At 68.8% G+C, this 26,356-nt stretch carries 27 protein-coding genes; 11 read left to right on the top strand and 16 right to left on the bottom strand.

What is annotated here, in order from left to right; translation table 11 throughout:
• Positions 1-3: 3 nt before the first annotated feature.
• Entirely contained in the window at positions 4-3,579 is a 3,576-nt protein-coding gene (mfd, locus tag FFS56_RS14830) for a transcription-repair coupling factor (protein ID WP_046749655.1), read from the bottom strand.
• Positions 3,580-3,657: 78 nt separating this feature from the next.
• Between mfd and FFS56_RS14825 the strand changes: the two genes are divergently transcribed.
• The 7 genes from FFS56_RS14825 (at position 3,658) to FFS56_RS14795 (ending at position 9,280) form a co-directional block, all read left to right on the top strand.
• Positions 3,658-4,221, top strand: a complete 564-nt coding sequence (locus tag FFS56_RS14825; RefSeq protein ID WP_046749656.1) for a GNAT family N-acetyltransferase — start codon at positions 3,658-3,660, stop codon at positions 4,219-4,221.
• Between the two features lie 77 nt (positions 4,222-4,298).
• The gene (locus FFS56_RS14820; RefSeq protein WP_127012425.1) at positions 4,299-5,162 is read left to right on the top strand and encodes a DNA-formamidopyrimidine glycosylase family protein; all 864 of its coding nucleotides are present in this window, start codon (positions 4,299-4,301) and stop codon (positions 5,160-5,162) included.
• A gap of 285 nt (positions 5,163-5,447) precedes the next feature.
• The gene (gene ribD / locus FFS56_RS14815; protein ID WP_127012426.1) at positions 5,448-6,509 is read left to right on the top strand and encodes a bifunctional diaminohydroxyphosphoribosylaminopyrimidine deaminase/5-amino-6-(5-phosphoribosylamino)uracil reductase RibD; all 1,062 of its coding nucleotides are present in this window, start codon (positions 5,448-5,450) and stop codon (positions 6,507-6,509) included.
• Positions 6,509-7,138 carry a riboflavin synthase gene (locus FFS56_RS14810; protein ID WP_046749659.1) on the top strand — a complete coding sequence of 210 codons (630 nt, stop codon included), beginning with the start codon at positions 6,509-6,511 and terminating at the stop codon, positions 7,136-7,138. Before ribD ends, FFS56_RS14810 begins: the two co-directional genes overlap by 1 nt.
• Positions 7,135-8,403, top strand: coding sequence for a bifunctional 3,4-dihydroxy-2-butanone-4-phosphate synthase/GTP cyclohydrolase II (locus FFS56_RS14805; protein WP_058632891.1), 1,269 nt, complete (start codon positions 7,135-7,137; stop codon positions 8,401-8,403). Before FFS56_RS14810 ends, FFS56_RS14805 begins: the two co-directional genes overlap by 4 nt.
• Positions 8,400-8,873 (top strand): 6,7-dimethyl-8-ribityllumazine synthase, encoded by a 474-nt coding sequence (gene ribH / locus FFS56_RS14800; RefSeq protein WP_046749661.1) that lies wholly within the window; start codon positions 8,400-8,402, stop codon positions 8,871-8,873. Before FFS56_RS14805 ends, ribH begins: the two co-directional genes overlap by 4 nt.
• Before the next feature lie 53 nt (positions 8,874-8,926).
• Positions 8,927-9,280 (top strand): Fe-S protein, encoded by a 354-nt coding sequence (locus FFS56_RS14795; RefSeq protein ID WP_137772128.1) that lies wholly within the window; start codon positions 8,927-8,929, stop codon positions 9,278-9,280.
• On the opposite strand, the gene FFS56_RS14790 is transcribed toward FFS56_RS14795, so the two are convergent.
• The 10 genes from FFS56_RS14790 to FFS56_RS14745 are packed head-to-tail and all read right to left on the bottom strand — an operon-like array spanning position 9,267 to position 19,439.
• Entirely contained in the window at positions 9,267-10,694 is a 1,428-nt protein-coding gene (locus FFS56_RS14790) for an FGGY family carbohydrate kinase (protein WP_127012427.1), read from the bottom strand. The genes FFS56_RS14795 and FFS56_RS14790 overlap by 14 nt on opposite strands.
• Positions 10,691-12,169, bottom strand: coding sequence for an FAD-binding oxidoreductase (locus FFS56_RS14785; protein ID WP_127012428.1), 1,479 nt, complete (start codon positions 12,167-12,169; stop codon positions 10,691-10,693). Before FFS56_RS14785 ends, FFS56_RS14790 begins: the two co-directional genes overlap by 4 nt.
• 42 nt (positions 12,170-12,211) lie before the next feature.
• Entirely contained in the window at positions 12,212-12,988 is a 777-nt protein-coding gene (locus FFS56_RS14780; RefSeq protein ID WP_127012429.1) for an SDR family oxidoreductase, read from the bottom strand.
• A 9-nt stretch (positions 12,989-12,997) separates the two neighbouring features.
• Positions 12,998-14,482: an NAD-dependent succinate-semialdehyde dehydrogenase gene (locus FFS56_RS14775; protein WP_046749666.1), complete on the bottom strand. Its 1,485-nt coding sequence runs from the start codon at positions 14,480-14,482 to the stop codon at positions 12,998-13,000.
• The gene (locus FFS56_RS14770) at positions 14,479-15,432 is read right to left on the bottom strand and encodes an NAD(P)-dependent oxidoreductase (protein ID WP_046749667.1); all 954 of its coding nucleotides are present in this window, start codon (positions 15,430-15,432) and stop codon (positions 14,479-14,481) included. Before FFS56_RS14770 ends, FFS56_RS14775 begins: the two co-directional genes overlap by 4 nt.
• A complete protein-coding gene (gene fae, locus FFS56_RS14765) occupies positions 15,429-15,965 on the bottom strand; it encodes a formaldehyde-activating enzyme (protein ID WP_046749668.1) in 537 nt (178 codons plus the stop codon). Before fae ends, FFS56_RS14770 begins: the two co-directional genes overlap by 4 nt.
• On the bottom strand, positions 15,965-16,906 hold the full coding sequence (locus tag FFS56_RS14760) for a glycine betaine ABC transporter substrate-binding protein (protein ID WP_052748837.1): 942 nt from the start codon (positions 16,904-16,906) through the stop codon (positions 15,965-15,967). The genes fae and FFS56_RS14760 overlap by 1 nt, the downstream gene beginning before the upstream one ends.
• Before the next feature lie 43 nt (positions 16,907-16,949).
• Complete coding sequence (locus FFS56_RS14755) at positions 16,950-17,741, bottom strand: ABC transporter permease (RefSeq protein WP_046749669.1); 792 nt, start codon at positions 17,739-17,741, stop codon at positions 16,950-16,952.
• Between the two features lie 2 nt (positions 17,742-17,743).
• Positions 17,744-18,781, bottom strand: coding sequence for an ABC transporter ATP-binding protein (locus FFS56_RS14750; protein WP_171011019.1), 1,038 nt, complete (start codon positions 18,779-18,781; stop codon positions 17,744-17,746).
• Positions 18,774-19,439, bottom strand: a complete 666-nt coding sequence (locus FFS56_RS14745) for an ABC transporter permease (protein WP_137772127.1) — start codon at positions 19,437-19,439, stop codon at positions 18,774-18,776. Before FFS56_RS14745 ends, FFS56_RS14750 begins: the two co-directional genes overlap by 8 nt.
• A gap of 117 nt (positions 19,440-19,556) precedes the next feature.
• On the opposite strand from FFS56_RS14745, the gene FFS56_RS14740 reads away from it, so the two are divergent.
• Positions 19,557-20,405 carry an IclR family transcriptional regulator gene (locus FFS56_RS14740; protein WP_046749670.1) on the top strand — a complete coding sequence of 283 codons (849 nt, stop codon included), beginning with the start codon at positions 19,557-19,559 and terminating at the stop codon, positions 20,403-20,405.
• A gap of 37 nt (positions 20,406-20,442) precedes the next feature.
• Here FFS56_RS14740 and FFS56_RS14735 read toward each other — a convergent pair whose 3' ends face one another.
• On the bottom strand, positions 20,443-20,904 hold the full coding sequence (locus FFS56_RS14735; protein WP_233437307.1) for a GAF domain-containing protein: 462 nt from the start codon (positions 20,902-20,904) through the stop codon (positions 20,443-20,445).
• A 26-nt stretch (positions 20,905-20,930) separates the two neighbouring features.
• Positions 20,931-21,161, bottom strand: coding sequence for a hypothetical protein (locus FFS56_RS14730; protein WP_082108751.1), 231 nt, complete (start codon positions 21,159-21,161; stop codon positions 20,931-20,933).
• Between the two features lie 150 nt (positions 21,162-21,311).
• Between FFS56_RS14730 and FFS56_RS14725 the strand changes: the two genes are divergently transcribed.
• Positions 21,312-22,772 carry an MFS transporter gene (locus tag FFS56_RS14725; RefSeq protein WP_046749673.1) on the top strand — a complete coding sequence of 487 codons (1,461 nt, stop codon included), beginning with the start codon at positions 21,312-21,314 and terminating at the stop codon, positions 22,770-22,772.
• Positions 22,773-22,790: 18 nt separating this feature from the next.
• On the opposite strand, the gene FFS56_RS14720 is transcribed toward FFS56_RS14725, so the two are convergent.
• From FFS56_RS14720 to FFS56_RS14710, 3 genes are all read right to left on the bottom strand, one after another.
• Positions 22,791-23,168 carry a type II toxin-antitoxin system VapC family toxin gene (locus FFS56_RS14720; RefSeq protein WP_058632901.1) on the bottom strand — a complete coding sequence of 126 codons (378 nt, stop codon included), beginning with the start codon at positions 23,166-23,168 and terminating at the stop codon, positions 22,791-22,793.
• Entirely contained in the window at positions 23,165-23,416 is a 252-nt protein-coding gene (locus FFS56_RS14715; RefSeq protein WP_082108764.1) for a hypothetical protein, read from the bottom strand. Before FFS56_RS14715 ends, FFS56_RS14720 begins: the two co-directional genes overlap by 4 nt.
• Before the next feature lie 63 nt (positions 23,417-23,479).
• On the bottom strand, positions 23,480-24,103 hold the full coding sequence (locus FFS56_RS14710; RefSeq protein ID WP_127012432.1) for an HAD-IA family hydrolase: 624 nt from the start codon (positions 24,101-24,103) through the stop codon (positions 23,480-23,482).
• A 74-nt stretch (positions 24,104-24,177) separates the two neighbouring features.
• Here FFS56_RS14710 and FFS56_RS14705 point away from each other — a divergent pair, with 74 nt between their 5' ends.
• Together FFS56_RS14705 and FFS56_RS14700 are read left to right on the top strand one after the other, a co-directional pair.
• Complete coding sequence (locus FFS56_RS14705; protein ID WP_046749675.1) at positions 24,178-24,384, top strand: hypothetical protein; 207 nt, start codon at positions 24,178-24,180, stop codon at positions 24,382-24,384.
• Between the two features lie 77 nt (positions 24,385-24,461).
• Complete coding sequence (locus tag FFS56_RS14700) at positions 24,462-26,348, top strand: ABC transporter ATP-binding protein (protein WP_046749676.1); 1,887 nt, start codon at positions 24,462-24,464, stop codon at positions 26,346-26,348.
• The last annotated feature ends 8 nt before the right edge of the window (positions 26,349-26,356 follow it).

Raw genomic sequence — 26,356 nt, 5'->3', positions numbered from 1 at the left:
GCGCTACTCGGCCTTGACCGGTTCGGGGAAGATCGCCGTGAACAGCTGTCCGACCCACTCGAGCAGTTGCGCATCGGGCAGGGGTTCGAGCCCCACGCCGACTGCAGCAGGGACCGTGGGCATCGGCACGACCAGAGCCTCTCCCCCGGAGACGAGCTTCGCCTTCGGGTACAGACGCTGCAGCCGCACCTTGATCGAGTCCTCGAGCCGCGCGGGCGCGATGCGCAGGTTCGACCCCATCACCACGACGTCCGTCAGCCCCGCCCGTGCCGCACGACGACGAAGGCGCGAGACGGCCAGCAGCCCTTCGACCTCTTCCGGCGGAGTGCCGTAGCGGTCGACGAGCTCTTCGACGACGAGATCGATGGCATCGTCCTTCGCGGTCGCAGCGGATGCGGCGGAGAGCTTCTGGTACGCCTCGAGGCGCAGCCGCTCACTGTCGATGTAGTACTCGGGGATGCGCGCGTCGAGGGGCAGCTCGAGCCGCAGCTCCTGCCCGGTCTCGACCTCGTCGCCGCGGAAGGTCGCCACGGCCTCGCCGATCATGCGCAAGTAGAGGTCGAAGCCCACGCCGGCGATATGACCGGCCTGCTCGGCACCGAGCATGTTGCCCGCACCACGCAGCTCGAGGTCCTTGAGCGCGACCTGCATCCCCGAGCCGAGTTCGTTGTTGACCGCGATCGTCTGCAGACGGTCGGCGGCAGTCTCGCTCAGCGGCTTCATCTCGTCGTACAGGAAATAGGCGTAGGCGCGCTCTCGCCCACGACCGACGCGGCCGCGCAGCTGGTGCAGCTGGCTGAGTCCGTACTTGTCGGCGCGGTCGATGATGATCGTGTTCGCGTTCGCGATGTCGAGTCCGGTCTCGATGATGGTCGTCGACACGAGCACGTCGAACTTGCGCTCCCAGAAGTCGTCGACGACCTGTTCGAGCTGGTGCTCGGCCATCTGACCGTGTGCGACCGCGATCCTGGCCTCCGGCACCAGTTCGGCGAGCTCGCTCGCGACCCGCTGGATCGACTGCACCCGGTTGTGCACGAAGAACACCTGGCCTTCGCGCAGGATCTCGCGTCGGATCGCCGCCGCCATCTGCTTGTCGCTGCGGGGACCGACGAACGAGAGGATCGGATGCCGGTCCTCCGGTGGCGTCGCCAGGGTCGACATCTCGCGGATGCCGGTGACCGCCATCTCCAGTGTGCGCGGAATCGGGGTCGCGCTCATAGCGAGGATGTCGACGTTCGTCTTCATCTTCTTGAGCGCGTCCTTGTGCTCGACGCCGAAGCGCTGCTCCTCGTCGATGATCATCAGGCCAAGGTCCTTGAAGATCACCTGATCGGTGAGGATGCGGTGGGTGCCGATCACCATGTCGACCGAGCCCTCCAGCAGGCCCTGCAGGGTGAGGCGCGCCTCCTTGTCGGTCTGGAAGCGCGACAGCGGCCGCACCTTCACCGGGAAGCCCGCGAAGCGCTCCGTGAACGTCTCGAGGTGCTGCTTCACGAGCAGCGTCGTCGGCACGAGCATGGCGACCTGCTTGCCGTCCTGGATCGCCTTGAACGCGGCACGGACGGCGACCTCGGTCTTGCCGAAGCCCACATCGCCCGAGAGCAGACGGTCCATCGGGATCGGCCGCTCCATGTCGGCCTTGATCTCGTCGATGGTCTGCAACTGGTCCTGGGTCTCGGCGAACGGGAAGGCTTCTTCGAGTTCGCGCTGCCACGGGGTGTCGGGGCCGAACGCGTGGCCCTTCGCGCTCATCCGGGCGGAGTAGAGCTTCACGAGCTCGACGGCGATGTCGCGGACGGCCTTGCGTGCTTTGCCCTTGGCCTGCGACCAGTCGCTGCCGCCCATCTTCGAGAGCGTGGGGGCCTCGCCACCGACGTACTTCGAGAGCAGGTCGAGCTGATCCGTCGGAACGAACAGCTTGTCGCCGGGGTACCCGCGCTTGGAGGGCGCGTACTCGAGCACGAGGTAGTCGCGGATCGACTTCGTGGCGTTGCGTCCGCCGGTGGACACCTCGCGCTTGGTCATCTCGACGAAGCGGCCGATGCCGTGGGTGGCGTGCACCACGAAGTCGCCCTGCTTGAGCTGCAGCGGGTCGACCACGTTCTTGCGACGCGATGCGAGCTTCTTGACCACCCGCTGGTCACCGCCGATCGTGCGGCCGTAGAACTCGTTGTCGGTGAGGACCGCGAGCTTCGCCTCCGCCACCTGGAAGCCGGCTTCCACGGACCCGATGACCAGCGTCGCGACGCCGCCCTCCGGTGCATCGCCGAGCGTCTCGACCACTCGGGCGGCCAGGCCGCGGTCGGCGAGCACGTCGCGTGCGCGGTCGACCAGACCGCCACCGGCCGCGATCACGACGACGCGCCACCCGTCGGTCAGCTTCGCCTCGACGAAGGAGATCGCGCCGTCGACGTTGCCGTGGAAGGACGGGATGACGGCGGCGCCGAGGTTCGTGGCGTCCGCGTCGCCCTCGCCGAGCCCGGCTCCGAACGGGCTGAGCCGCCACCACACGCCGTCCCGATCCCGCACGACCTCGCGCAGCTCGGCGATCGTCAGGAAATCGCCGGCACCGAGGTCGATGGGAGCCGACGCCCCCGAGGTCGCGGCGCTCCACGCGGCATCGAGGAACTCGCGATTCGTGTCGCCGAGGGTGATGGCACGCGCACTCGAACGCTCCGGGTCGATGATCGCCGTGGCGCTGCCGACGGGCAGGTACTCGGCCAGCGACTTCAGCGGCCCTGCGACGGCGGGGAGCAACGACTCCATGCCCTCGACCGGGATACCCTCGGCCATCTTCTCGAGCATTCCCGAGATCGCGGGGAAGCCTCCGACCAGGGCACGGGCACGATCTCGGACCTCGGCGGTGAGCAGCAGCTCGCGGGTGGGAGGCAGATCGACACCGGTGACGTCGCCGGGCAACGAGCGCTGATCGGCGACCGAGAACGCGCGGATCTGATCGATCTCGTCGCCGAAGAACTCGACGCGATACGGATGCTCCGACGTCGGCGGGAAGACGTCGAGGATGCCGCCGCGCACCGCGAACTCGCCGCGACGGGACACCATGTCGACGCGCGAGTAAGCGCGCTCGACCAGCTGCTCCACCGCGAGGTCGAGTTCGTTCCCCCTGCTGCCGACGGCGAGTTCGAGCGGGGCGATCTCTCCCAGGTTGCCCGCGATCGGCTGGAGCGCGGCGCGCACGGATGCCACGACGACGAGCGGGTGATCGCCCGACCACTCGGCGATCCGGCGCAGGGTCTGCAGCCGCTGGCCGACCGTGTCGGGGCTCGGGCTGAGCCGCTCGTGCGGCAACGTCTCCCAGGCCGGGAAGGTCAGGACATCGGCCTCCGGAAGGTAGGCGTGCATCGCGAGCGCGAGGCTCTCCGCCCTCCTGCCCGTGGGGACGACGGCGAGCAGGGCGGCGGGGTGCCCTGCCGCGGCGCGCTTCTCGAGCAGCCCGGCGAGCGCGGGCGCATCGAGCCCGTCGACCAGGCCGAGATCGGCGTCGGTGCGCGCCCAGCTGAGGGCATCGCGGTACAGAGACGCCTCTTCCAAGGCGCGCAGAATCCCCGGAACAGTCACCGGACAAGACTAGTCGCGCCCACCGACACTCCGGCCGCTCCGCGTTCGCAGGGGCATCGTTCTCCCTAGGCTGTCGGGATGGAATCCGTCGTCCTCACCACCGAACGCCTCGTCCTGCGCGCCCCGACGGAGGCGGACATCGATGCGATCACGGATGCCTGCCAGGACCCGGAGATCCCGCGCTGGACGACCGTTCCGAGTCCGTACGGTCGCGAGGACGCCGCAGAGTTCGTGCGCATGGTCGCCGCGCAGTGGGACACCGGGTCGGAGGTCGTCTGGGGCATGTACGCGGATGGCGAACTCGTCGGCATGATCGGTCTGCACAACATGACCGAGCACTTCACCGGCGCGACTGCCGAGCTCGGCTACTGGGTGACGGAGGCGGCCAGGGGCAAGGGCTATCTCGCAGAGGCGGGGAGGGCAGTGGTCGACTGGGGGTTCGTCGGACTCCGGCTGGTGCGCATCCGCTGGCAGGCCGTCGCGGGCAACGTCCCCTCCGCCCGCGCTGCGCGCGCCCTCGGCTTCCGGTACGAGGGACTGCAACGGCAAGCGCTCACGGGCCCGCGCGGCCGGGACGACGGCTGGATGGCCGGGCTGCTGCCGAGCGACGACCGCACGCCGGTGGACTGGCCCATCCTCTGAGGTTCGTGACCGCGCGGCGAGCGATGACCTCGGCAGCCGAGGGTGACAGTGTCGGCGGCCGATGACAGGATGAACGCATGCCGGAGATGCCGGAAGTCCAGGGGCTGTCCACCTTCCTCGGCGAGCGCGCCGTGGGGCACACGATCACGCGCGCCACCGTCTCGGCGATCGCCGCGCTGAAGACGTACGATCCGCCGATCCATGCGCTTCAGGGGCAGACGATCACGGCGTCCACCCGTCTCGGTAAGTTCGTCGTGCTCTCCTGCGGCGACGAACTGCACCTGGTGTTCCACCTCGCGAAGGCCGGCTGGCTGCGCTGGTACGAGACCCTCCCCACGACGCTCATCAAGCCGGGCAAGTCGCCGATCGCCCTGCGCGTCGCGCTCGACGACGGGAGCGGGTTCGATCTCACGGAGGCGGGCACGAAGAAGTCGCTCGCGGTTTATGTCGTCCGCGATCCGCGGGAGGTGCCGGGCATCGCCAGGCTCGGACCCGATCCGCTCGACGAGGCGTTCACGCGCGAGACGTTCGCCGCCCTGCTCGACGGCCGCCGCATGCAGATCAAGGGGCTGTTGCGCGACCAGGCGGTCATCGCCGGTATCGGCAACGCGTACTCGGACGAGATCCTGCATGCCGCTCGCATGTCGCCGTATGCGATCGCCGACACGCTCGACGGTGCCGAGATCGATCGCCTCTTCGATGCCATGCGCGAGACGCTCACCGAAGCGGTCGCCGAAGCCTCCGGCAAGCCACCGGCCGACCTGAAGGATGCGAAGCGCCGTGGGATGCAGGTGCACGCCCGCCGGGGGGAGGCCTGCCCGGTGTGCGGCGACACGGTCCGCAGCGTGTTCTTCGCCGACCGTTCGCTCGAGTACTGCCCCACCTGCCAGACGGGCGGCAAGGTGCTCGCCGACCGGCGTCTGTCCCGGCTTCTCAAGTGACGGCGAGCGCGTGGCGCACCCGGATGCATGTCTTGGAATGAAATCTGCGCAGATGCGTTGACTACACTCAGATCAACAACGTGCTCCGGGGTCGGTGGGAATCCGAACCGGCGGTGACAGTCCGCGAGCGTCTCGAGAGATCGAGATGCCGATCCGGTGGAATTCCGGGACCGACGGTGATGCGAGGGAGACCTCGCTAGTCCGGAAGGGAGGCAGCACGAGACGCATACGTGCGTCCGTTCCGCCATCCCTGCCCGAATCCGGAGCCTCAGAGGAGGACGACGGATGGCAGTGAACGCGGCAGAGCGCACCGCGATGGACCGCGCTCTCCATCTCGCCGCACGCGGGCCCCGCGGGGCGAACCCGCAGGTCGGCGCGGTCATCCTCTCCCCCGACGGCACCGTGCTCGCCGAGGGCTGGCACCACGGCGCCGGCACTCCGCACGCCGAGGTCGACGCTCTCTCGAAACTCGCTCCCGGCGAAGCCGAAGGCGCGACGGCCGTGGTCACACTCGAACCCTGCAACCACACCGGCCGCACTGGCCCCTGCGCCGTCGCCCTGATCGAGGCGGGCATCTCACGGGTGGTCTACGCTCTCGACGATCCCGGCGCGGTGTCCGGGGGCGGCGCGGAACGTCTGCGCACTGCCGGCGTCGAGGTCGAGTCCGGCGAACAGGCGGATGCCGCGCACGCCCTCATCGCCGGATGGCTGACCGCCCAGCGACTCGGCCGTCCGCACGTCACCGTCAAGTGGGCGCAGAGCCTCGATGGCCGCGTCGCCGCCGACGACGGGTCGAGCCGGTGGATCACCGGATCCGCAGCCCGCACCGACGTGCACCGTCGCCGGGCAGCGGCCGATGCGATCGTCGTCGGCACGGGAACGGTGCTCTCCGACGACCCCGCTCTCACGGCCCGCGACGGTGAAGCTCTGCACCCGCATCAGCCGATCCCCGTGATCATCGGAACGCGGCCCACACCCGCCGCGGCAGCGGTGCATCGCCACCCGCAGACGCCCCTGTTCTTCGACACCCGCGACCTGCATGCCGTCGCGGCCGACCTCCATGCCCGCGGCGTGCAGAGCGTGTTCGTGGAGGGCGGCCCGACGCTCGCCAGCGCCTTCATCGCGGCGGGGCTGGCCGACCGGGTGCTCGCCTACATCGCGCCCGTGCTGCTGGGCGGACGCCGGCTCGCCCTGACGGAGATCGGCGTCGGATCCATCGGCGAGGCGCGCCGCCTCGTCGTCGACGAATGGGTACCTCTCGGCGAGGACCTGCTCGCCGTCGCACACCCCGCGGACACGGCGGACCCTGCGCAAACCACGAACCCCCAGAGCGAAGGAGCCGCCTGATGTTCACCGGAATCATCGAGGAGATGGGCGAGATCACCGCGATCACCCCCGCGGGCGACGGCTGGCGACTCACCGTGCGCGCGCCCCGCGCCGCTGCGGATGCCGTGCACGGCGAGTCGATCGCCGTCTCCGGCGTGTGCCTGACCGTGGTCGGCTCGACCGCGGACACCTTCGACACCGACGTGATGAAGCAGACGCTCGATGTGGCCGCGATCGGGTCGGCGACCATCGGCACCCGCGTGAACATCGAGAAGGCCATGCCGGTGGGCGCCCGACTCGGCGGACACATCGTGCAGGGCCACGTCGACGGGGTCGGCGAGGTGCTCGAGGTGCGGCCCGGCGCGCAGTGGAGCGTGCTCCGAATCAGTCTGCCCGCCGATCTCGCCCCACTCGTCGTCGACAAGGGCTCCATCTCGGTCGACGGCACCTCGCTGACGGTGAGCGCCGTCAGCGCCCCTGCAGACCCCTCTCCGTGGTTCGAGGTCTCGCTGATCCCCGAGACCCTCGCCGCGACGACCCTCGGCGTCCGCGCCGTGGGGGACCGCGTGAACCTGGAGACCGATATCCTCGCCCGCCACGTGGAACGCCTCCTCGCGTTCCGGGCTGCACCGGAAGGAGGCTCGCGATGAGCCTTTCCACGATCGACGAAGCCCTGGAAGCCCTGCGCGCCGGGCGACCCGTCCTCGTCGCCGACGATGAGAACCGCGAGAACGAGGGCGATGTCATCCTCTCGGCAGAGCTCGCGACGCCGGAGTGGGTGGCGTGGACCGTGCGCTGGTCGTCCGGTTTCATCTGCGCCCCGATGCCCGCCGACCTCGCCGACCACCTCAACCTGCCGCCGATGGTCGCCGCCAGCGAAGACGCCCGCTCGACCGCCTACACCGTGAGCGTCGACGCCGCGCAGGGGGTCACCACCGGCATCAGCGCCCATGACCGCGCCCACACGCTGAACGTGCTGTCGAACCCGGAGTCGACGTCGACCAGCATCATCCGCCCGGGCCACGTACTGCCTCTGCGGGCGGTCGACGGCGGCGTGCGCGAGCGCAGCGGCCACACCGAGGCCGCCGTCGAGCTCATGAAGCTGGCGGGGCTCCGCCCGGTCGGAGCGATCGCGGAGGTCGTCGCGGAGGACGGCAGCATGATGCGCCTGCCCGGACTCATCGAGCTCGGTGCGCGAGACGGCGTACCCGTGATCACGATCGAGCAGCTGATCGCCCACCTGAACGAGATCGACCCCGATGGCGCGACGCCCAGTGCGCACCGCGGACGCCGCGTGAGCCTGCGCGCCGACGCCACCGTCCCGACCACGCACGGCACGTTCCGCTTCCTCGCGTACAAGGACCGCATCACCGGCACCGACCACATCGCGGTCGTCTCCGGCGAGCCTGGCGACACCGCGCTGGTACGCGTGCACTCGGAGTGCCTGACCGGCGAGGCGTTCGGGTCGCTGAAGTGCGAGTGCGGCCCACAGCTCGACTCCGCACTCGACGCGATCGAGAAGGAGGGCGGGATCGTCATCTACATGCGCGGCCACGAGGGGCGAGGGATCGGCCTGATCAACAAGCTGCGCGCCTACAGCCTGCAGGAGGAGGGCCTCGACACGGTCGATGCCAACCTCGCTCTTGGCCTGCCCGCAGATGCGCGCGACTACGCCGCGGCGGCCGGCATCCTCTCGGACCTCGGCGTATCGAAGGTGCGTCTGCTGACGAACAACACCGACAAGGTCGCGCAATTGCGCGAACTCGGCCTCGACGTGATCGAGCAGGTGCCGCTGATCGTCGGAGTGGGTCCGAACAACCACCAGTACCTGGAGACCAAGCGTGACCGGATGGGTCACATCATCGGCGAAGCAGACCTCGCAGAGGCACTCGCCCACGGAAAGGACGACGAATGAGCGGCGCAGGAGCACCCGAGACGGGAAACATCGACGGGCGGGGTCTGAACGTCGTCATCATCGCCGGCACCTGGCACGAGACGATCTCGAACGGCCTGATCGCCGGGGCGGAGCGCGTGCTCGACGCCGCCGACGCCACGCACCGGCTCGTGCGCGTGCCCGGCTCCTTCGAGCTCGCGATCGCCGCGCAGGCCGCTTTCGCCGGGGGAGCCGACGCGGTCGTCGCGCTGGGCGTGATCATCCGCGGCGGAACCCCGCACTTCGAGTACGTCTCGGCGGCGACCACCGACGGCCTCACTCGGGTCGCACTGGATGCCGGCAAGCCCGTCGGCTTCGGCGTGCTGACTCTCGACGACGAGCAGCAGGGACTGGACCGCGCGGGGCTGGAGGGTTCCAAGGAGGACAAGGGCGCCGAGGCGGCCGATGCCGCCCTGCGCACCGCTCTCGTCACGAGGGAGCTCCGCGGCTGAGGTCAGCCTGCCCTTGCTAGCGCAGGAGGGCTCCAGGCTCGTACGGTGAGGGCATGGAGACCCTGCGTCATATCGTCGTGTTCATCCACCTGATCGGCTTCGCCGTGCTTTTCGGCGCCTGGGCCGCGCAGGCCTTCGGCGGTAAGCGCCAGATCACGAAGATCATGGACTACGGTCTCGCGATCGCCGGTGTCGCAGGTCTCGCCCTCGCCGCGCCGTGGGGCATCGACTACGACCTCAACTACGTGAAGATCGGCGTCAAGCTGGTCGTGCTGGTCATCATCGGCGCGCTCCTCGCCATCGGTTCGGCGCGACAGAAGCGCGGAGACGCCGTGCCGCCGGCCGTGTTCTGGCTGATCGGCATCCTGGCACTCCTGAACGCGGGACTCGCCGTCATCTGGCGCTGACCGGCGCCACTTCCTCCCCCTCGAACAGCTTTCGCACGCGCGGCAGCACTCGCGCATAGGTCCGCTGCACCTCGGCGTAGGCTGCTCTCGCTTCGGGGTCCACGTCCACTTCCGCCCCCACCGCGACCATCGAGGCCATGGCAGCGTCCCACGAGGGGTGCATGCCGGTGCCGACGGCCGCGCAGATCGCCGCCCCCATCCCGGCGGCGTCGTGCACCAGGGGCACCCGCACCGGGACTCCGTACACCGCGGCGAGGATGCGCAGCATGAGCGTCGATGCGCTCCCGCCGCCTGTGACGAGCAGGCCGCTGCGGGGGCGACCGAGTACCCGTCTGGCACGGGAGTCCGCCGCCTCGGTCTCGATCGCGAGAGCCTCGAGGATCGCCCGGTGGATGTGGAAGCGTCCCTGCGTGCCGTCGAACCCGACGAGGGCGCCGCGTCGCCACGGTTCATCGGCGGGCGCGAGCCAGTCCAGAGCAGCGACCAGGCCGCCGGCACCGACGGGCACGTCCTGGGCGCCCCGGTTCAACTCCTCTTCGGAGATGGTGACGTCGGCGCCCGACAGCAGGTCACGGAACCAGCTCACCGTCCACATCCCACGGCGCACACCTCCGCTCTCGTAGAGGAACGCGCCCGGCTCCGCGGCGAAGTTCGTCCAGACGTCCGGGTGCTCCGGCAGCGGCCGATCACCCGGCGTCATGGTCGCCACGTAGGTCCCGAGCGACAACAGGGCATCGCCCTCATCGCGGAGGCCGGCGCCCAGTGCCTCCACGGCCTTGTCGTTCGAGGTCGCGATCACCGGAATCCCGGCGGGCAGACCGGTAAGCTCGGCGGCGCGCTGGGTCAACCGGCCGAGGGGCTCGCCCGGCGCCACGAGCTCGAACAGCATCGAGGGATGCATACCGGCGCGGGCATATTCATCCGCATCGTCGCTCCACCCCCAGCGATCCGCATCGATCGGCCAGACCCCCTGTACGTTCCCTGCGGCATCGCGCCTCTCCCCCGTGAGCCGGTGCCCGAGGTATCCGGACGACGTGGTGACGTACACCGCGTCTTCGACCTCCCTCTCGTAGGCTCGCGAAAGCCGCTCGTCCATCCAGCTCATGACGGGCTGCGCCAAGGTGCCGTCGGCGCGCAGTACCGCCCGGCAGAAGCGGATGGTGCACAGGCCCACACCGCGGATCTCCGTGGCGTCTCCGGAGAACTCCGCCATCGCCTTGCGGACGGCGGCCACGATCGAGTCCCACAGATCGTCGTCCGGGTACTCCCATCTACCGGGCGCCGGCGAGGAGTACGGGCGCAGGGCTGCTCGCGCGCTGGCGTGCACGACGCCCGTCCCGTCGACGATGAGCACCTTCGTGCTCTGGGAGCCGTTGTCGATCGCGACGACGTAGCCCGGCGCCGTTGCGCTCACGCCGTCAGCTCGCCGTGCTGCAGCGGGTAGATGGTTCCCCGATTCATGATCCCCCTGGGGTCGAGCCCGTCCTTGAGCATCCGCAGCAGCCGGTACGCGCTGCCGTGCTCCTCGTGGGTCCACGGCGTGCGGTACTTGCCGATGCCGTGGTGGTGCACCATCGAGCCGCCCAGACGCAGCGCCTCCTCGACCACGATGGCGTTGAGGGGCTCGTGGTACTCGGTGATCTCCTCGCGCGGCTCGCACCGGATGTCGTAGTCGTACACGAAGTAGAGGTTGGTGCCGGTCTGGTAACTGTGCGACGAGTGCGCGCCGAGCAGCGTCAGGTCGGCCGCGCGTGGGAACTCGGTCCTGGCACGGCGCATCACGGACTCGAACAGCTCCTCCACGCCCGACCAGTCGATCGACACCTCTGTGGTGTAGCCGAGGCGTGCGTTCTGGAGCATCTCGCGCTTCTCGGCGTCGATCTTGTCCTGACCCCAGTTGAGGTTGTCGAACCATTCCTCGATCAGCGCCGGGTCGACCTTCTCGTGCGGGATTCCGGCGAAGATCTCCTCGACGCCCGCGGCCGTGGCATCGGCCACGCCCTTCGGTCCCTCGGCGACGACGACCACGACCGCTCCGCCCCCCGCGAAGTGCGAGAAGTGCTGCGCCGCATCCTCCTCGGAGTACGCGCGCGCGACGGAGGGCCGGTAGCCGGCGACGACGATCTCGCGAAGACCGGCCACACCGGCGGGGAGCGAATCGACCAGATACCCGAGGAAGCGGTTGTTCTCGGGCTGGTACGTGAACACCTTGACGGTGACCTCGGTGATGACCGCGAGCGCTCCCTCGTTGCCGATCACGATGTGGCGGATGTCGGGGCCGGCCGCACGACGCGGGACGTTCTTGACCCGCACGACGTCTCCGTCGGGGAGCACCGCCTCGAGCCCGACGACCATATCCTCGATCCCGCCGTACAGGGTGGAGAATTGGCCGATGGACCTGGTCGCGACGAGTCCTCCCATCTGTGCGAGAGGCTTGGACTGCGGAGAGTGCCCTGTCGTCAGGCCCCGCGCCCGCAACGTGTCCTCGAGCACCTGCAGGGGAACTCCGCACTGCGCGGTGACCATCATGTCGACGGGGTCGATCTCGAGGATCGCGTCCATGCGGGAGCCGTCGAGCACGAGGGAGTCCTCGACGATCGTCTCGAGGCCGCCCTCGGTCGCCGTGCGTCCGGTGCGGGGCACGACGTTGACGAGATTCTCCGCGGCGAACGCGAGGATCGCCGAGACGTCCGCCGTCGAGCGGGCATAGACGATCGCGGCCGGGATCGGGCCGTCGAAGATGCCGTGCACCGAGGTGTACTTCTTGAAGCGGTCGACGCTCGCCTCGCGCAGCGCCTGTGCCTCGGTCTCGACCTGGTCGGCGCCGAGGAGCTCCTGCATGCGGGTGACGATCTCCTCGCGTGAGAGAGCGGATCGTGAAGTGACCATGGGGAGGGTGTCCTGTTCGTTGGGTGTGGAGGCGCGCCGCTGTCAGCGCACCAGGTAGCCGCCGTCGACCGACAGCACGTGTCCGTTGACGAAGTCGGAGGCGGGACTGGCGAGGAAGACGGTCGCCCCCATGAGGTCGGCGACGTCCCCCCACCTCCCCGCCGGGGTGTGGTCGACGATGCGGCGGTTCGCCTCGTCGTCGGCCCTGGTATCGGAGGTGAGGGGAGTCGCGAAATATCCGGGGGCGATCGCATTGACCTGGATGCCGTGACTGCCGAGCTCGTCGGCGTACGCCCTGGTGAGACCGGCGATGCCGTGCTTGGTCGCCGCGTAGGCGGGCGATCCGAGTCCGCCGAGGAACGAGAACAGCGAGGCGATGTTGATGATCTTCCCCGAACCCTGCGGGATCATCCGCTTGGCCGCTTCGTGCGACATCTCGAACGCGGCGGTGAGGTTGACCGCGACCATGGGGTCCCACTGCGCGCGGCCGAAATCGGTCACGTCCGCGATGCGGCTGATCCCGGCGGAGTTCACCAGGATGTCCAGCCCCCCGAACGCCTCGACGCATGCATCGATCACCCGGGCAGGTGCCCCGCCGGCGGTGATGTCGATGCGCAGCTCCCGGTAGCCGACCCCGGCCTCGGTGAGGAGCGCAGCGGTCTCGCCACCGTCATCGAAGAGTGTGGGGACGAACACGTCGGCTCCCGCCTTGGCGAGGGCGAGCGTGAACGCCTGACCGAGGCCGGTGTTCCCGCCCGTTACGATCGCTCGTCTGCCCTGGAGTGAGAAGTGATCGAGGGAGAATTCGGTGATGTGCACGATGATCCTTCAGGAAAGAGAGCCAGCGAACGGATCGGCGATGCCGATGTAGGTCGTCTCGAGGTATTCGTCGATCCCCTCGAACCCGCCCTCACGACCGATGCCGGACTGCTTGACGCCCCCGAACGGGGCAGCCGGGTTCGACACGAGGCCGGTGTTGAGGCCGAACATCCCTGTCTCGAGCCGCTCGGCCAGACGGAGACCGCGATTGAGGTCCTGCGTGTACGCGAAGCACACGAGGCCGTACTCGGAGGCGTTGGCGAGCCGCACCGCCTCGTCCTCGTCGCGGAAGGTCGTGATCGGCGCGACCGGGCCGAAGATCTCCTCCTGGAGGATGCGGGCGTCCCGAGGCACGTCGACGAGCACGGTCGCAGGGTAGAAGTACCCACGACCCTGCGGAACGCTTCCGCCGAGTGCGATGCGCGCGCCGTCCTCGACAGCGCCGGACACGAGCTCGACGACCTTGTCCCGGGTCGACTGGTCGACGAGCGGGCCGAGCGTCGATTCCGGGTCGGTGCCGCGCGCATTCACGGAGCCGGCCATGCGGTCGATGAGGCGGGAGGTGAAGACGTCGGCCACGCTCTCGTGGACGAGGAATCGGTTCGCCGCCACGCATGCCTCCCCGCCGTTGCGCAGTTTCGCGAGGAGGGCTCCTTCGACGGCCGCATCGATGTCGGCGTCCTCGAAGACGAGGAACGGTGCGTTGCCGCCGAGTTCCATCGACACGCGCAGCACCTGGTGGGCGGCGTCGGCGATCAGCCGTCGTCCCACCTCGGTCGATCCGGTGAAGGAGAGCTTGCGCAGGCGGGGATCGGCGATGAGTGGCCCGGTGACCGCACCCGCGCGGCTGGTCGGGATGACGTTCACGACCCCGTCCGGCACCCCGGCCTCGCGCAGGACTTCGGCGAAGAGCAGGGCTGTGAGGGGCGTGAGCGCCGCAGGCTTGAGCACCGAGGTGCACCCGGCGGCGAGCGCCGGAGCGATCTTGCGTGTCGCCATCGCGAGCGGGAAGTTCCAGGGCGTGATGAGAAGGCTGGGTCCCACGGGGCGTTTCGCGACGAGCAGTCGATTGCGGCCGTCCGGTGCGGTGGCGTAGCGCCCCGAGATGCGCGGCGCCTCCTCCGAGAACCAGCGCAGGAACTCGGCTCCGTAGGCGACCTCGGCACGCGACTCGGCGAGCGGCTTGCCCATCTCGAGGGTCATGACGAGTGCGAAGTCCTCCGCGCGTGCCGTGACGATGTCGAATGCCCGGCGGAGGATCTCACCCCGTTCACGCGGAGCGGTCGCTGCCCAGGCCGCCTGTGCTGCGGCGGCCGCATCCAGCGCCGCCATGCCGTCCTCCGGCGTCGCGTCGGCCACCTCGGCGAGCACGTCGCCGGTCGACGGGTCGTGAACCGCGAAGGTATGCCCTGAGGCTGCGTCCCGCCACTGCCCGCCGATCAACAGGCCCTTCGGTATGGAGGCGATGACGTCGAGCTCGCGAGCGGCGCTCATACGGCCACCTCCCGACGCAGGTCGCGTCCGAGGACCTCTTCGTACAGGCGCACGGGTGTCATCTCGCCGGCACGGTCTCCGTAACGGGCGCGCGCCCGACGGAAGATCTGCTCGACGAGCGAGGACACCTCCACCGGCATTCCCACCGATCGAGCGAGGTCGATGGAGAGGCCCAGGTCCTTGCACGCGAGTGCGATCGCGAACCCCTCGTCGTAGTCGCCGTGGTCGAGGATGGACAGCACGTCGCGGGAGACGAAGGTGCTGTTCGCCGGGCTCGCGATGAGCGCGTCGCGAAGCACACCGAGGTCGACGCCCGCCGCGACGCCGACCGAGAGCACCTCGGCGGTCGCAACCAGGTGCGAGAACCACAGCTGGTTGATCATGAGCTTCACTGCGTACCCGGCGCCGTGACCGCCCACATGGAGGATCCGCTCCGGGTCGCCCATCGCCTCGAACACGGGGCGCAGCCGCTCGACGTCTGCGGCCTCGCCTCCCACGAAGATCTGCAGCATTCCGTTCGCCGCCCCCACCGACATCCCGCTCACGGGCGCATCGACCAGGTGCAGACCGCGGCTGGCGGTCGAGGCCCTGACGCCGTCCAGCACATCGGGCACGGAGGTGGACATGTCGATCCAGGTGCCGCCGTCGGGAAGCCCGGCGACGAGACCTTCCGGGCCCGTCGCCACGGCTTCGACGTGTTTCGGCGTCGGCAGCATCGTGATCACGAGGTCGCTGGATGCGGCGACCTCGCGGGGCGTGTCCGCCCACGTCGCACCGCCGGCGATCAGCGCGTCCGCCGACTCGCGTCGGAGATCGGTGACCACCAGGGGGAAGCCGGCAGCCTGCAGGTTGAACGTCATGCCGGAGCCCATGTTGCCGAGGCCGATGAAGCCGACGGTGGGCCGGGTCTCGACGCGTTCGGGGTCGAGGACGGGGGTGGGAGAACTCATCGGTCGTGCGTGTCCTTCGAGATCGGAGTGGAGGGGGTGAAGAAGGGATTACGTGGCTCGTGCCGCGCAGCGAGCACCTCGTCGAGGAGCGGCAGCCCGCCGGCGCCGTTCACCAGTGCGGTGCGCGTGGCCTCGCGGTTGTTCCGGTAGACGGCCTCGGCGTCGTCGGCTGCGGGGTTCACCCACACCGCGGCGATGAGGGCGTGCGTCTCCGCGGACTCGGAGGGGATGGCCCCCTCGGCCACGGCATCCGCGACGCCGGCCGCCACGCCCGCCTGCGCGGGGCCCCAGATGAGGAGGCCGTGCTCGTCGCCGACCGGGGCCGCCTTGGTGACGAACAGGGTCATCGGCTTGACCGGTAGGGAAGGCCGGAGCACGGCGACGAAGGGCACGTGCCCTGCGCTGGGGCTGGCGAGGGCGGTGGCCCATGCCGTCCCCGCCGGGCCCTCGCGATGACCGAGCACGGTGTTGATGTGCGCCGCGTTCACGCCTTCTCCGACGAAGCTCTCGCCGATCTGGAGGGACGCGGTCATCAGATGAGTCCCTGCTCTTCGAGCCAGTCGATCGCGATGTCCTCGGGATCCTCACCGTCGACATCGGCCTTGGCGTTGAGCTCCTGCATGACCTCGGTGGTCAGCAGCGGGCTCAGCTTCGCCAGCACGTCGGCGATCGCCGGGTACTCGTCCAACGTGCTCTGCTTGAGCGTGAAGCCGCCCTGGTAGCTGGGGAAGAACTCCTTGTCGTCCGCCATGACCACCAGGTCGAGTGCGGGGATACGGCCGTCGGTCTGGAAGACCTCGCCGAAGTTGCAGTCGTCGCCCTTCTGGGTCGCGGTGTAGATGACCCCGGTGTCGAGCATCGTGACGTTCGCGTCCGGAGCGTCGAAGCCGTAGGCGGCCTTGAGTCCGGGCCAGCCGTCGTCCCGCGTCGAGAACTCGCTCTCGATGCAGAAGGTCTGGTCTGCGCCCGGCAGCTTCGCCACGTCGCTGAGCGTTTTCACACCCAGCTTCTCGGCTTCACTCTGGCGGATCGCGAAGGCGTAGGTGTTGTTGAACGGAGCCGGATCCAGCCATGCGATGCCGTTCTCGGCGTCGGCCTTCTTCACGGCGTCGAACTGCGCCTCGGCGCCCTGCACGGGTGCGGTGTTGCCGTTGTAGGTGATCCACGAGGTGCCCGTGTACTCCCAGTACCCGAGGAACTGGTCGTTCTCGAGCGCCTGCCGCACGTTCGCGGATCCGACGAGCTTGGTGTTGGCTTCGACGTCCGCGCCGTGGGCGTTGAGCAGCTCGGCCGTCATGTAGGCGAGGATGTACTGCTCCGAGAAATCCTTCGAGCCGATCTCGCCGGTGAGACCTTCGAGCTCGTCGCCCTGGGCGCCGGAGCCCCCTGCGGAGCTGGAGGAGCAGCCGGCGAGCAGCAGCGTGCCGGCGGCGATCGCGGCGAGCGAGGCGGATGCGATGGTACGGGAGTTCATTGCGGTTCCTTTCGGGATGAGGACGTGAGGAGGACGGTGGGTGTCACAGGCCTTTGGGGCGCACGATGTCTTCCACGACACCGGCTGCCCAGTCGATGAGCACGGCGATCGCGGCGACGAGGACCGCCCCGACGACGAGCACGGGATAGCGCTGGAGCTTCAGACCGTTGATGATCATGTCGCCGAGACCTCCGGCGTTGATGAACGTCGCCACCGTGGCGACTCCGACGGCGAACACGAGAGCGGTGCGAAGACCGGCGAGGATCACGGGTGAGGCGAGAGGGAGCTCGACCCGACGGAGGACCTGCGCGGAGGTCATGCCCATTCCCCTGGCCGATTCACGGATGTTCGGGTCGACCTGCGCGAGTCCGGCGATCGTGTTCTGCAGCACCGGGAGGAAGGAGTAGATCACGAGGGCCAGGAGGGCGGTGGTGAATCCGGTCTGCCACACGATCGCCAGCAGGATCACGACGCCGATCGCCGGTGTGGCCTGGCCGATGTTGGCGATGCCGATCACGATGCCGCGGAAGACCTTCGACCGCGAGCGGCTCACCGCGATTCCCACCGGGATGGCGAGCACGGCGACGAGGATCGAGGCGATGATCGAGAGCACCAGGTGCTCGCCGATCCGAGACGTGATGTAGCCGGCGTTGAGCGTGCGCTGCTCGATCGAGTCGAGCTCCAGGCTGGAGACCCACGCGTAGGTGAGCAGCAGCACGACCGCGACCACGATCAGCGGCATCGTCCGTCGCAGCAGCACGGGCATCCCCCGGCGCCGGACACCCTGCGTCTGCAGCACCGTGGTCGCCGAGGGGACCACCTGCGGGCCGGTCATGATCAGCCCTCCTCGGCGCGGCGCACGGGACCTTCGACCCCGAGCGCGGCGGAGATCGCTGCCTGGTCGACCGAGCCGACGACCTGGCCGGCACGCGTCACGTTGACCCGCACGGCTCCCGTGACGACCAGGGTGTCGAGTGCCTCACGAAGGGAGGCGTGCTCGTCGACGGTCGCCAAGGGTGCCGCGGTGTCGGCCGCCCCGATGCGGGCATCGGCGACCGGGATGAGGGCGAGGCGCTTGAGCGCCGCACCCTCCCCGATGAACGAGCGCACATAGTCGTTGGCCGGTGCCGCGAGGATGCGCGCGGGGGTGTCGAACTGCTCGATCTGGCTCCGATCGCTCAGCACGGCGATGCGGTCCCCCATCCGGATCGCCTCTTCGAAGTCGTGCGTGACGAAGATGATGGTCTTGCCGATGTCGGCCTGGAGACGGAGGAACTCGGCCTGCAGCTTCTCGCGCGTGATCGGATCGGTGGCGCCGAACGGCTCGTCCATGAGCATGACGGGCGGGTCGGCGGCGAGGGCTCTGGCCACTCCGACGCGCTGCTGCTGTCCCCCCGACAGCTGCCGCGGATAGCGCTGTGCGAACGTGCCGGGGTCCAGCTGCACGGTGCGCAGCAGCTCGTCGACACGCTCGGCGATCTGGGACTTCGACCAGCCGAGCAGCTTCGGGACGATCGCGATGTTCTCGGCGATCGTGAAGTGCGGGAACAGACCGATCTGCTGGATCACGTAGCCGATGTGGCGGCGCAGCTCGTTGCCGTCGAGCGAGAGCACGTCGTCGCCGTTGATGCGGATGGATCCCGACGTCGGTTCGATGATGCGGTTGATCATCTTCATGGTCGTGGTCTTGCCACAGCCGCTGGGGCCGACGAACATGATCAGCTCACCGGGTTCGATGCGCATCGAGAAGTCATCGACGGCCGGTGCCGACTGCCCCTGGTACTGCTTCGTGATGTGGTCGAGCACGATGTCGACCCCGCCCTGCTGGGCTGCGAGAGAGGTGAGAACGCCGGTGTTCGTGGTGATGTCAGGCACGGAGACCCCTTGAGGTGGTGAGACGGGCGATGAGCACGAGGATGCCGTCGAGGACGAGGGCGAGGAGGATCACGGCGACGGTGCCCGTGAGCGCGTAGTTCAGAGCGTTCTTCGAGCCGAGCGAGCTCAGCCCCTTGAAGATGTACTCGCCCAGTCCGGGGCCGGCGACGTACGCGGCGATCGCGGCGATGCCGACCGTGAGCTGAGCGGCGACGCGGATGCCGGTCATGATCACCGGCCAGGCGATCGGGAGCTGGACCGTGAACAGGATGCGGGTCGGGCCGAGACCCATTCCGCGAGCAGACTCGAGCACCGGGAGGGGGACCTCCCGGAGCCCGACCACCGTGTTGCGGACGACGGGGAGCAGGGAGTAGAAGACCAGCGCGACGACGGTCGGAAGCCATCCGAGTCCGAGCACCGGGCTCAGCAGCGCCAGGAGCGCGAGGGACGGGATCGTGATCGCGACGGCCGCGGCGGTGAGGACGCTGGTGCGGGCGATGCGATAGTTGCGCACCAGGATGCCGAGCCCCACGCCGATGATCGCCGCGAGGACGACGGAGATGAGGACGACGACGAGATGATCGCGAGTGAGCTCGAGGATGTCGTCGGCGCGACGTGCGAGGAAGGCCATGAGGTCTTCCCAGTTGAATCCGGACAAGGGGGCTCCTGTCTCGTCTTTGAGGCCGGTACCGGGTATGTGATTCACCGTAGCCGGTGTAACCATTTCGCCAAAGAGTGTTGCGTATATGGCAACAAAAGCAGGTAGACTTCCGGTGTGAGCACGACTCCCTCCGCCCCACGGCGCAACTCCTCCGGCCTCGGCCGCGACATCGAGATCCTCGAGCTTCTCGGCGGTGACGACGCACTGAGGGCCGGTGGACTCGGCGTCTCCCAGGTCGCTCAGGCGACAGGTCGCGACAAGGCCGTCGTGTCACGGACGCTCGCCACGTTGGCCGAGACGGGCCTCGTCGAACGGGACGAGGTGACGCTGCGCTATCTGCTCGGTCCGCGGCTGTACGCTCTCGCGGCGCACACCGCCACCTCCACGCTCGTGCACGCCTCGCGCAGCATCCTCCGCCGCCTCGTGCAGTCCACGCGGGAGACCAGCCACCTCTGTGTGCTGCGCGGAGGCAACGTGCTGACGCTGCTGAGCGAGCTCAGCCCGCACGACGTGCGCACGACCGGCTGGGCCGGCACCACGACGGCTGCATGGCGGACACCCTCCGGTCGCGCGCTGCTGAGCGACTGGGACGAGGAGTCGCTCTCCCGCTGGTACGACGATCACGGACAGGATCAGCCGCTCGTCGGGCACTTCGATCAGGCGGACCCCTTCGGATTCCCTGTGCTCGACGCTCCGCCGCCCGGCAACTCCCCCGTGACAGACCTCGGCACCCTGCAGTCCGAGCTCGCGCGCATCCGCGATCAGGGCTACGCGCTCTCGGACGAGGAACTCGAGTTCGGAGTCGTCGCGGCGTCAGCACCTATCGTCGATTTCACCGGTCGTATCGTCGCCGCGGTGAACGTGAGCGCGCCGAAGGCACGCATCGGCCCTCGCCTCGACGCCCTCGGGGCGCTCGTCTCACGCGCCGCGCGCGAACTGTCCCTCCGCCTGGGCGCGAGCTGACGTCCGGAACCGATCCGCCTGTATCCCCGGGGAACGGTCAGTCGTTCGCGAGCCGTCGCTGCAGCTCGACGCTGGCCGTTGCAGCGTCCACGTCGCGGATCCGCTGCCAGTTGCGGCCCCCGCGGGCGAACGCCACCTCCACCCCCGGCGGCACGAGCGCAGCCGGCATCGGCGTCGCCAGCCAACGGCATGACCTGATGTGCATGAGGTCGACCTCGTGGGCGCCCGGAGAGGAGTCGAAGCGCCACGGCCCGTCGAGTGCGCCGAGCCAGAAGAGGCCGTCGACGTCGCGTGTCCACACCGGTGCTCCGTCCGGCGCCGCAGCGAAGCGCTCGACCTGTCGAGCCATGCGTTCGCCATGGCGGAGGTCGACCGCGACGAGGGCGTCCCTCAGGCGTTCCGGGGCGGCGTCGAGTCGTCCGCCCAGCCCGCAGACACCGAGGAGGAGCGCACGCTCCACCGCCGCCCCGGCCGGCACGAGATCGTCACGTGACCGCATCGGCGCACGGTAGACGGGAATCTCGCTCACGACAGTGGCACCAGCGTCGCGTCCACCGCGGCACCATCGACCTCGACCCATATCATCGTGCGGGCGGGTCGGCGGCGACGGTCGGTCGGTGACCCGGGGTTCAGCAGTCGCATGCCCGCGTGCACGACGAGGTCGGCCTCATCAATCGCCTGCAGGACAGCGTCCGGCAGGCGCTTCGCCCTCTTCGGGACGTGCGTGTCAGCGAGCAGCAGCATCCTCGTCCCCATGGTGTCCTCCCCGCGTTCCGCCTCCCCGACTCTACGCACCACCATCGCCCTCCGGGATGACACGCGACATGCGCGTACAGCGAACACTCAGGAAGGCGTAAACTCGCCCGAGTCCCTTGGTATACCGGGGACTCGATCGGAGGAACACACATGAGCACTGCCACTGCGCCGGCGAATCCCCGCTCGCGCGTCATCACCGCGAGCCTGGTCGGCACCACGATCGAGTTCTACGATTTCTACGCGTATGCGACGGCGGCCGTGCTCGTGTTCCCGGTGCTGTTCTTCCCCACCGGCGACGACACGACATCGCTCCTCTCCTCGTTCGCCGTCTTCGGCGCCGCGATGGTCGCCCGCCCGATCGGCGCTGTGGTGTTCGGCCACTTCGGCGACAAGTTCGGACGCAAGGCCACGCTCGTGGCATCTCTGCTGACGATGGGCATCGCGACCTTCGTGATCGGTCTGCTGCCGACCTACCAGGACATCGGCTGGTGGGCGGCACTGCTGCTGCTGATCCTCCGCCTCGCGCAGGGCTTCGCGCTCGGCGGCGAGTGGTCAGGGGCGGCCCTGGTCGCGACCGAGAACGCCCCGAAGGGCAAGCGCGCCTGGTACGGCACCTTCCCGCAGTTGGGAGCCCCGCTCGGGTTCATCATCGCGAACTTCCTCTTCCTCGCGATCAACTGGCTGCTGCCGCACGCCGACAACCCGGCACTGAAGTCCGAGGCGTTCCTCGCCTGGGGCTGGCGCATCCCGTTCCTGTTCTCCGCCGTGATGGTCATCATCGGCCTGTGGGTGCGGCTCAAGCTCGTCGAGTCCGACACCTTCAAGAAGGCCGAGACGAAGGGCGTGATCCGCAAGCTCCCGCTCGCGACCGTGTTCCGCCACCACTGGAAGCAGCTCATCCTCGGCACGTTCATCATGCTGGCGACGTACGTGCTGTTCTACCTGATGACGAACTTCACCCTCGCCTACGGCACCAAGCCCGCGTCGCTGGAGACGGCCTCGGCTGCGGCGAAGGCGGCGGCCGAGGCGACCGGCGCCTCGTTCGATCCCACCAAGTTCGCAGCGCAGTTCTATCCGGGACTCGGCTTCGGCTACACCGACTTCGTGCTGATGCAGATCATCGGCGTGGTGTTCTTCGGCGTCTTCACCCTGCTCTCGGGTCCCATCGCCGATGCGGTGGGCCGGCGCAAGCTGCTGCTGTGGGTCACGGGAACCATCATCGTGTTCGGCCTCACCTTCAACGCGTTCCTGCTCCCGGCGATCGACCCCAAGTTCACGGGTGCGCTCACGCAGGCGTTCCTGGTGTTCGGCTTCATGCTGATGGGCGCCACGTTCGGGCCAATGGGAGCCCTGTTGCCCGAGCTGTTCCCGACGAACGTCCGGTACACGGGGTCGGCCATCGCCTACAACGTCTCCTCCATCCTCGGCGCGGCGGTGGCCCCGCTCATCGCTCTGAAGCTGTGGGAGGTGGCCGGCGGCGCGCCTTGGCTGGTCGGTCTGTACCTGTCGGCGATGGGTGTGCTGACCTTCATCGCGCTGATCCTCTCGCCGGAGACGAAGGACCACGACTACGACGACGACCTCGGCGTGGCCGCAGCCGTCGAGCTCTAGTCCGCCCGAGGGCGGGGATCAGAGGACGATGACGTCGCAGTAGCGTGCGGCCGATTTCGCGAGTCGACGGTCGAGCGTCAGCAGAGGCACGCCGAGCGCCTCCGCCAGTGCGACGTACCCGGCGTCGTAGGCGGAGATCTCGTCGCGCAGCATCCACACCCTCGGGATCAGACGACGCAGAGGATGGCGGGTGATCTCCAACTCGCTGAAGGCATCCAGCGCCTCGCGCGCGATGTGCGCTGGGAGACGATGGTGGATTGCCTGCCGCCGCAGGACGGAAAGCACCTCGATGTCGAGACCGGCATGCGCATGGAAAATATCGCCGCCCAGCCACTCCTCAGTACCGATCACCGCCTCGATCGCAGCCGAGGCGTCGAGCACCGCTCCGGCGCTCACCGATCGTGCTCAGCATCCCGGTCGGCGCGCGCCGCGTCCCGCGCCTCGAGGACCTGGTCTCGGGTGAGGGCGCTGCCGCGCGCGGCAGCCCTTGCTCGGGCCGCCGCGACGATCTCCGCGTTCGTCCTGTACTGCACGAGGCTCGTGAGCTGAGCGGCGACATAGTCGGAGAGGGACATGCGCTCTGCGGCGGCTCGCTCCTTGAGCCGTGCGTGAACGTCGTCCGGAAGGTTTCTCACCTGCAGCATCCGACCCATTTTTCCAGCGTCGCATGTTCAGCACATGCGGTAAAGAGCAATCTGTGGATAACTTCAGCCGGCGAGGAATCCCTCGATCGCGGCGATCGTCGTCGCGTTGTCGACATGCCGCACGGCGCGGATCCCGACCGCTTCGGCTCCGTGGACAGACACCTGGTGGTCGTCGATGAACAGCACGTCTCCCGGCTTCGCCCCCATGCGCTGGAGCGCACGCAGGTAGGCCTCACGTTCCGGCTTGTTGACGCCCTGCTCGTGGCTGTAGCAGATCGGATCGAAGATCTCGGAGAACCCGAAGCGGCGTTCCTCCTCCTCTCGCGCGCCATCGGCCGAGTTGGAGAGGATCGCGGTTCCCGCGCGCGACGAGAGGGTTCGCGCGTACTCGATCAGTTCCCCGTTGGCCGTGCCGCAGTACGCGTCCCAGAAGTCGGCGCGCATGGCGCTGCGTTGCGCGGCATCGAGGTCGAGCGCTGTGCTCACCGCGTCCCAGAAATCCGACTCCGTCCCCGTGGTGACGTCGATCGCGGGAAGATGGGCGGCCGCGATGCGCGCATCGAAGACACCGCGGTCGAGACCGCTCGCCACCTGCCAGCGATCCCACCATTCCTGCTGCCATACGTCGTCGTCGACGACCTCGAGAACTCCACCGATGTCGAACAGGACCCACTTCTTCGAAGTCATCGCCCCAGACTGTCACGTCAACATGTATTGACTTCCCGGCCCGCGTCAACGACTATTGACGCAGGAGGCTCATCATGACACTGCCGACGACAATCGCCCAGGACGACGGGAGCGAGCCGCTGGCCGCCCTGCACCGCCTCGCCGAGGTGCGGAAGGAGGTCGCCCGCGCCGAGGAGGCGAACGTGCGTCGCGCACGCAACCTCGGCTACTCGTGGCAGGCCATCGCCAGCGCTCTCGGTGTGAGCAAACAGGCGGCCCACCGCCGTTTCGGCCGCTCCTGAAGCTCTTACAGCCACTCCATAGGATCCGACCGCGAACGAAGTACGGTCGAAGTACCATCTCCAGATAGAGGTCCCGCATGTCCGGTTCGGCGACAGCACGCCGTCGCGGACGTGGCGCACAGCCCGAAGGCCCCCGCGCGACGTTCCGCCAGCTCCTCCCCTTCCTCTTCGAGCACAAGCGCACCCTCATCGTGGTCGCCGTGCTCAGCGTCATCGGCGCAGCGACGTCGCTCGTGCAGCCGCTCCTCGTGGGTCAGGTCATCGAAGCCGTGCAGTCCGATACGGGGATCGGGATCCTCGTCTGGCTCCTGGTCGGCTTCGTGATCGTGTCGTCGATCATCTCCGGCTTCCAGCACTACCTGCTCCAGCGCACCGGCACCGCCGTGGTGTATTCGAGCCGTCGCAAGCTGATCGCCCGCATCCTGCACCTGCCGACCTCCGAGTTCGACGCCCGCCGCACCGGTGACCTCGTCTCACGCGTCGGCACGGACACGACGCTGCTCTACGCCGTGCTCACTCAGGGCCTCGCCGATGCCGTCGGCAGCGCAGTGCTCTTCGCCGGAGCACTGATCGCGATGCTCGTGATCGACCCGATCCTGCTGCTGCTCATCGTCGTGGTGATCGGCATCTCGGTCGCGGTCGTCGTGCTGCTGAGCGGACGTATCCGCACCGCATCGACCGCCCAGCAGGAGAAGGTGGGTGAGCTCGCCTCCGGCGTGGAGCGTGCCGTCGGCTCGATCCGCACCATCCGCGCCTCCGGGGCGACCGAACGCGAGACCACCGCCGTCACCGCCCTCGCATCAGACGCCTACGGGATCGGCGTGCGCATCGCCAAGATCTCCTCCATGGTCGTGCCCGTCTCCGGCATCGCCCTGCAGCTCTCGCTGCTGGTGGTTCTCGGCGTCGGCGGCTTCCGTGTGGCGGCCGGAGCGATCACGATCGCCTCCTTGATCTCGTTCATCATGTTCCTGTTCCTGCTCGTGATGCCCTTGGCCACCACGTTCGGCGCCATCACCTCGGTGAACCAGGCCCTCGGTGCGCTCGGTCGCATCCAGGAAGTCCTCGATCTGCCGACCGAGTCGCAGGACGACGAGAAGATCGCCGCGTCGCTGCCTCGCGAGACGCCGACCCCCGACGCACCGGCCATCGAGTTCCGCGACGTGCGCTTCCACTACCCCGCGAACGTCGTCGCTGCCCGTGCGGCCGCAGCCGAGGAGGCCCGGACCCTGCTCGCGGATGCACACCTCGAGTCCGCAGAGGAAGCGACGTCCGCCGTGCAGGACCACGAGGTGCTCCGCGGCGTGTCCTTCGCCGTGCCCCACGGCTCCCGCGTCGCCCTCGTCGGCCCCAGCGGCGCCGGCAAGAGCACGATCCTGTCGCTCATCGAGCGCTTCTACGACCCGACGGGCGGCTCGATCCGCCTGCACGGCCACGACGCGCGCACGTATCCGCGCGACGAGCTGCGCGCCCACTTCGGCTACGTCGAGCAGGACGCGCCGACGCTGGCCGGCACTCTCTCCGAGAACCTGCGGCTCGCCTCTCCCGAGGCGACCGACGCCGACTGCGAGCGCGTGCTGCGCGCCGTGAATCTCGGCGACGTGCTCGAGCGCAGCCCCCTCGGGATCGAGGCACCCGTCGGCGAGGACGGCGTGATGCTCTCCGGCGGTGAGCGTCAGCGACTCGCGATCGCCCGCGCGCTGCTGACCGACGCCCCGATCCTGCTGCTCGACGAATCGACGTCGTCGCTCGACGGTGTGAACGAGCAGCGCATGCGCGAGGCCATCGATGCGGTCTCCACCGACCGCACGCTCGTGGTCATCGCCCACCGCCTGTCGACGGTCGTCGACAGCGACCTGATCGTGGTCCTGCAGGACGGCGTCGTGGTAGGCCAGGGCACGCACGCCGAGCTCGTGGAGTCGACACCGCTGTACCGCGATCTCGCCCGGCACCAGCTGCTCGCCTGATCCCCGCC

The sequence above is a fragment of the Microbacterium sp. Beta genome (assembly GCF_005502545.1).
Classification (GTDB): domain Bacteria; phylum Actinomycetota; class Actinomycetes; order Actinomycetales; family Microbacteriaceae; genus Microbacterium; species Microbacterium oxydans.
This window is presented reverse-complemented; position numbering and strand designations above follow the sequence as displayed.

Excerpts from the sequence above, each read along its gene's own strand:
- FFS56_RS14715 (WP_082108764.1), bottom strand. The coding sequence starts at position 23,416 with ATGCTGCAGGTGAGAAACCTTCCGGACGACGTTCACGCACGGCTCAAG.
- FFS56_RS14810 (WP_046749659.1), top strand. The coding sequence starts at position 6,509 with ATGTTCACCGGAATCATCGAGGAGATGGGCGAGATCACCGCGATCACC.
- FFS56_RS14700 (WP_046749676.1), top strand. The coding sequence starts at position 24,462 with ATGTCCGGTTCGGCGACAGCACGCCGTCGCGGACGTGGCGCACAGCCC.
- FFS56_RS14710 (WP_127012432.1), bottom strand. The coding sequence starts at position 24,103 with ATGACTTCGAAGAAGTGGGTCCTGTTCGACATCGGTGGAGTTCTCGAG.
- FFS56_RS14795 (WP_137772128.1), top strand. The coding sequence starts at position 8,927 with ATGGAGACCCTGCGTCATATCGTCGTGTTCATCCACCTGATCGGCTTC.
- FFS56_RS14825 (WP_046749656.1), top strand. The coding sequence starts at position 3,658 with ATGGAATCCGTCGTCCTCACCACCGAACGCCTCGTCCTGCGCGCCCCG.
- FFS56_RS14735 (WP_233437307.1), bottom strand. The coding sequence starts at position 20,904 with ATGCGGTCACGTGACGATCTCGTGCCGGCCGGGGCGGCGGTGGAGCGT.
- FFS56_RS14805 (WP_058632891.1), top strand. The coding sequence starts at position 7,135 with ATGAGCCTTTCCACGATCGACGAAGCCCTGGAAGCCCTGCGCGCCGGG.
- FFS56_RS14705 (WP_046749675.1), top strand. The coding sequence starts at position 24,178 with ATGACACTGCCGACGACAATCGCCCAGGACGACGGGAGCGAGCCGCTG.
- FFS56_RS14820 (WP_127012425.1), top strand. The coding sequence starts at position 4,299 with ATGCCGGAGATGCCGGAAGTCCAGGGGCTGTCCACCTTCCTCGGCGAG.
- FFS56_RS14755 (WP_046749669.1), bottom strand. The coding sequence starts at position 17,741 with ATGACCGGCCCGCAGGTGGTCCCCTCGGCGACCACGGTGCTGCAGACG.
- FFS56_RS14725 (WP_046749673.1), top strand. The coding sequence starts at position 21,312 with ATGAGCACTGCCACTGCGCCGGCGAATCCCCGCTCGCGCGTCATCACC.
- FFS56_RS14770 (WP_046749667.1), bottom strand. The coding sequence starts at position 15,432 with ATGAGTTCTCCCACCCCCGTCCTCGACCCCGAACGCGTCGAGACCCGG.
- fae (WP_046749668.1), bottom strand. The coding sequence starts at position 15,965 with ATGACCGCGTCCCTCCAGATCGGCGAGAGCTTCGTCGGAGAAGGCGTG.
- FFS56_RS14730 (WP_082108751.1), bottom strand. The coding sequence starts at position 21,161 with ATGGGGACGAGGATGCTGCTGCTCGCTGACACGCACGTCCCGAAGAGG.
- ribH (WP_046749661.1), top strand. The coding sequence starts at position 8,400 with ATGAGCGGCGCAGGAGCACCCGAGACGGGAAACATCGACGGGCGGGGT.
- FFS56_RS14785 (WP_127012428.1), bottom strand. The coding sequence starts at position 12,169 with ATGGTCACTTCACGATCCGCTCTCTCACGCGAGGAGATCGTCACCCGC.
- ribD (WP_127012426.1), top strand. The coding sequence starts at position 5,448 with ATGGCAGTGAACGCGGCAGAGCGCACCGCGATGGACCGCGCTCTCCAT.
- FFS56_RS14775 (WP_046749666.1), bottom strand. The coding sequence starts at position 14,482 with ATGAGCGCCGCTCGCGAGCTCGACGTCATCGCCTCCATACCGAAGGGC.
- FFS56_RS14760 (WP_052748837.1), bottom strand. The coding sequence starts at position 16,906 with ATGAACTCCCGTACCATCGCATCCGCCTCGCTCGCCGCGATCGCCGCC.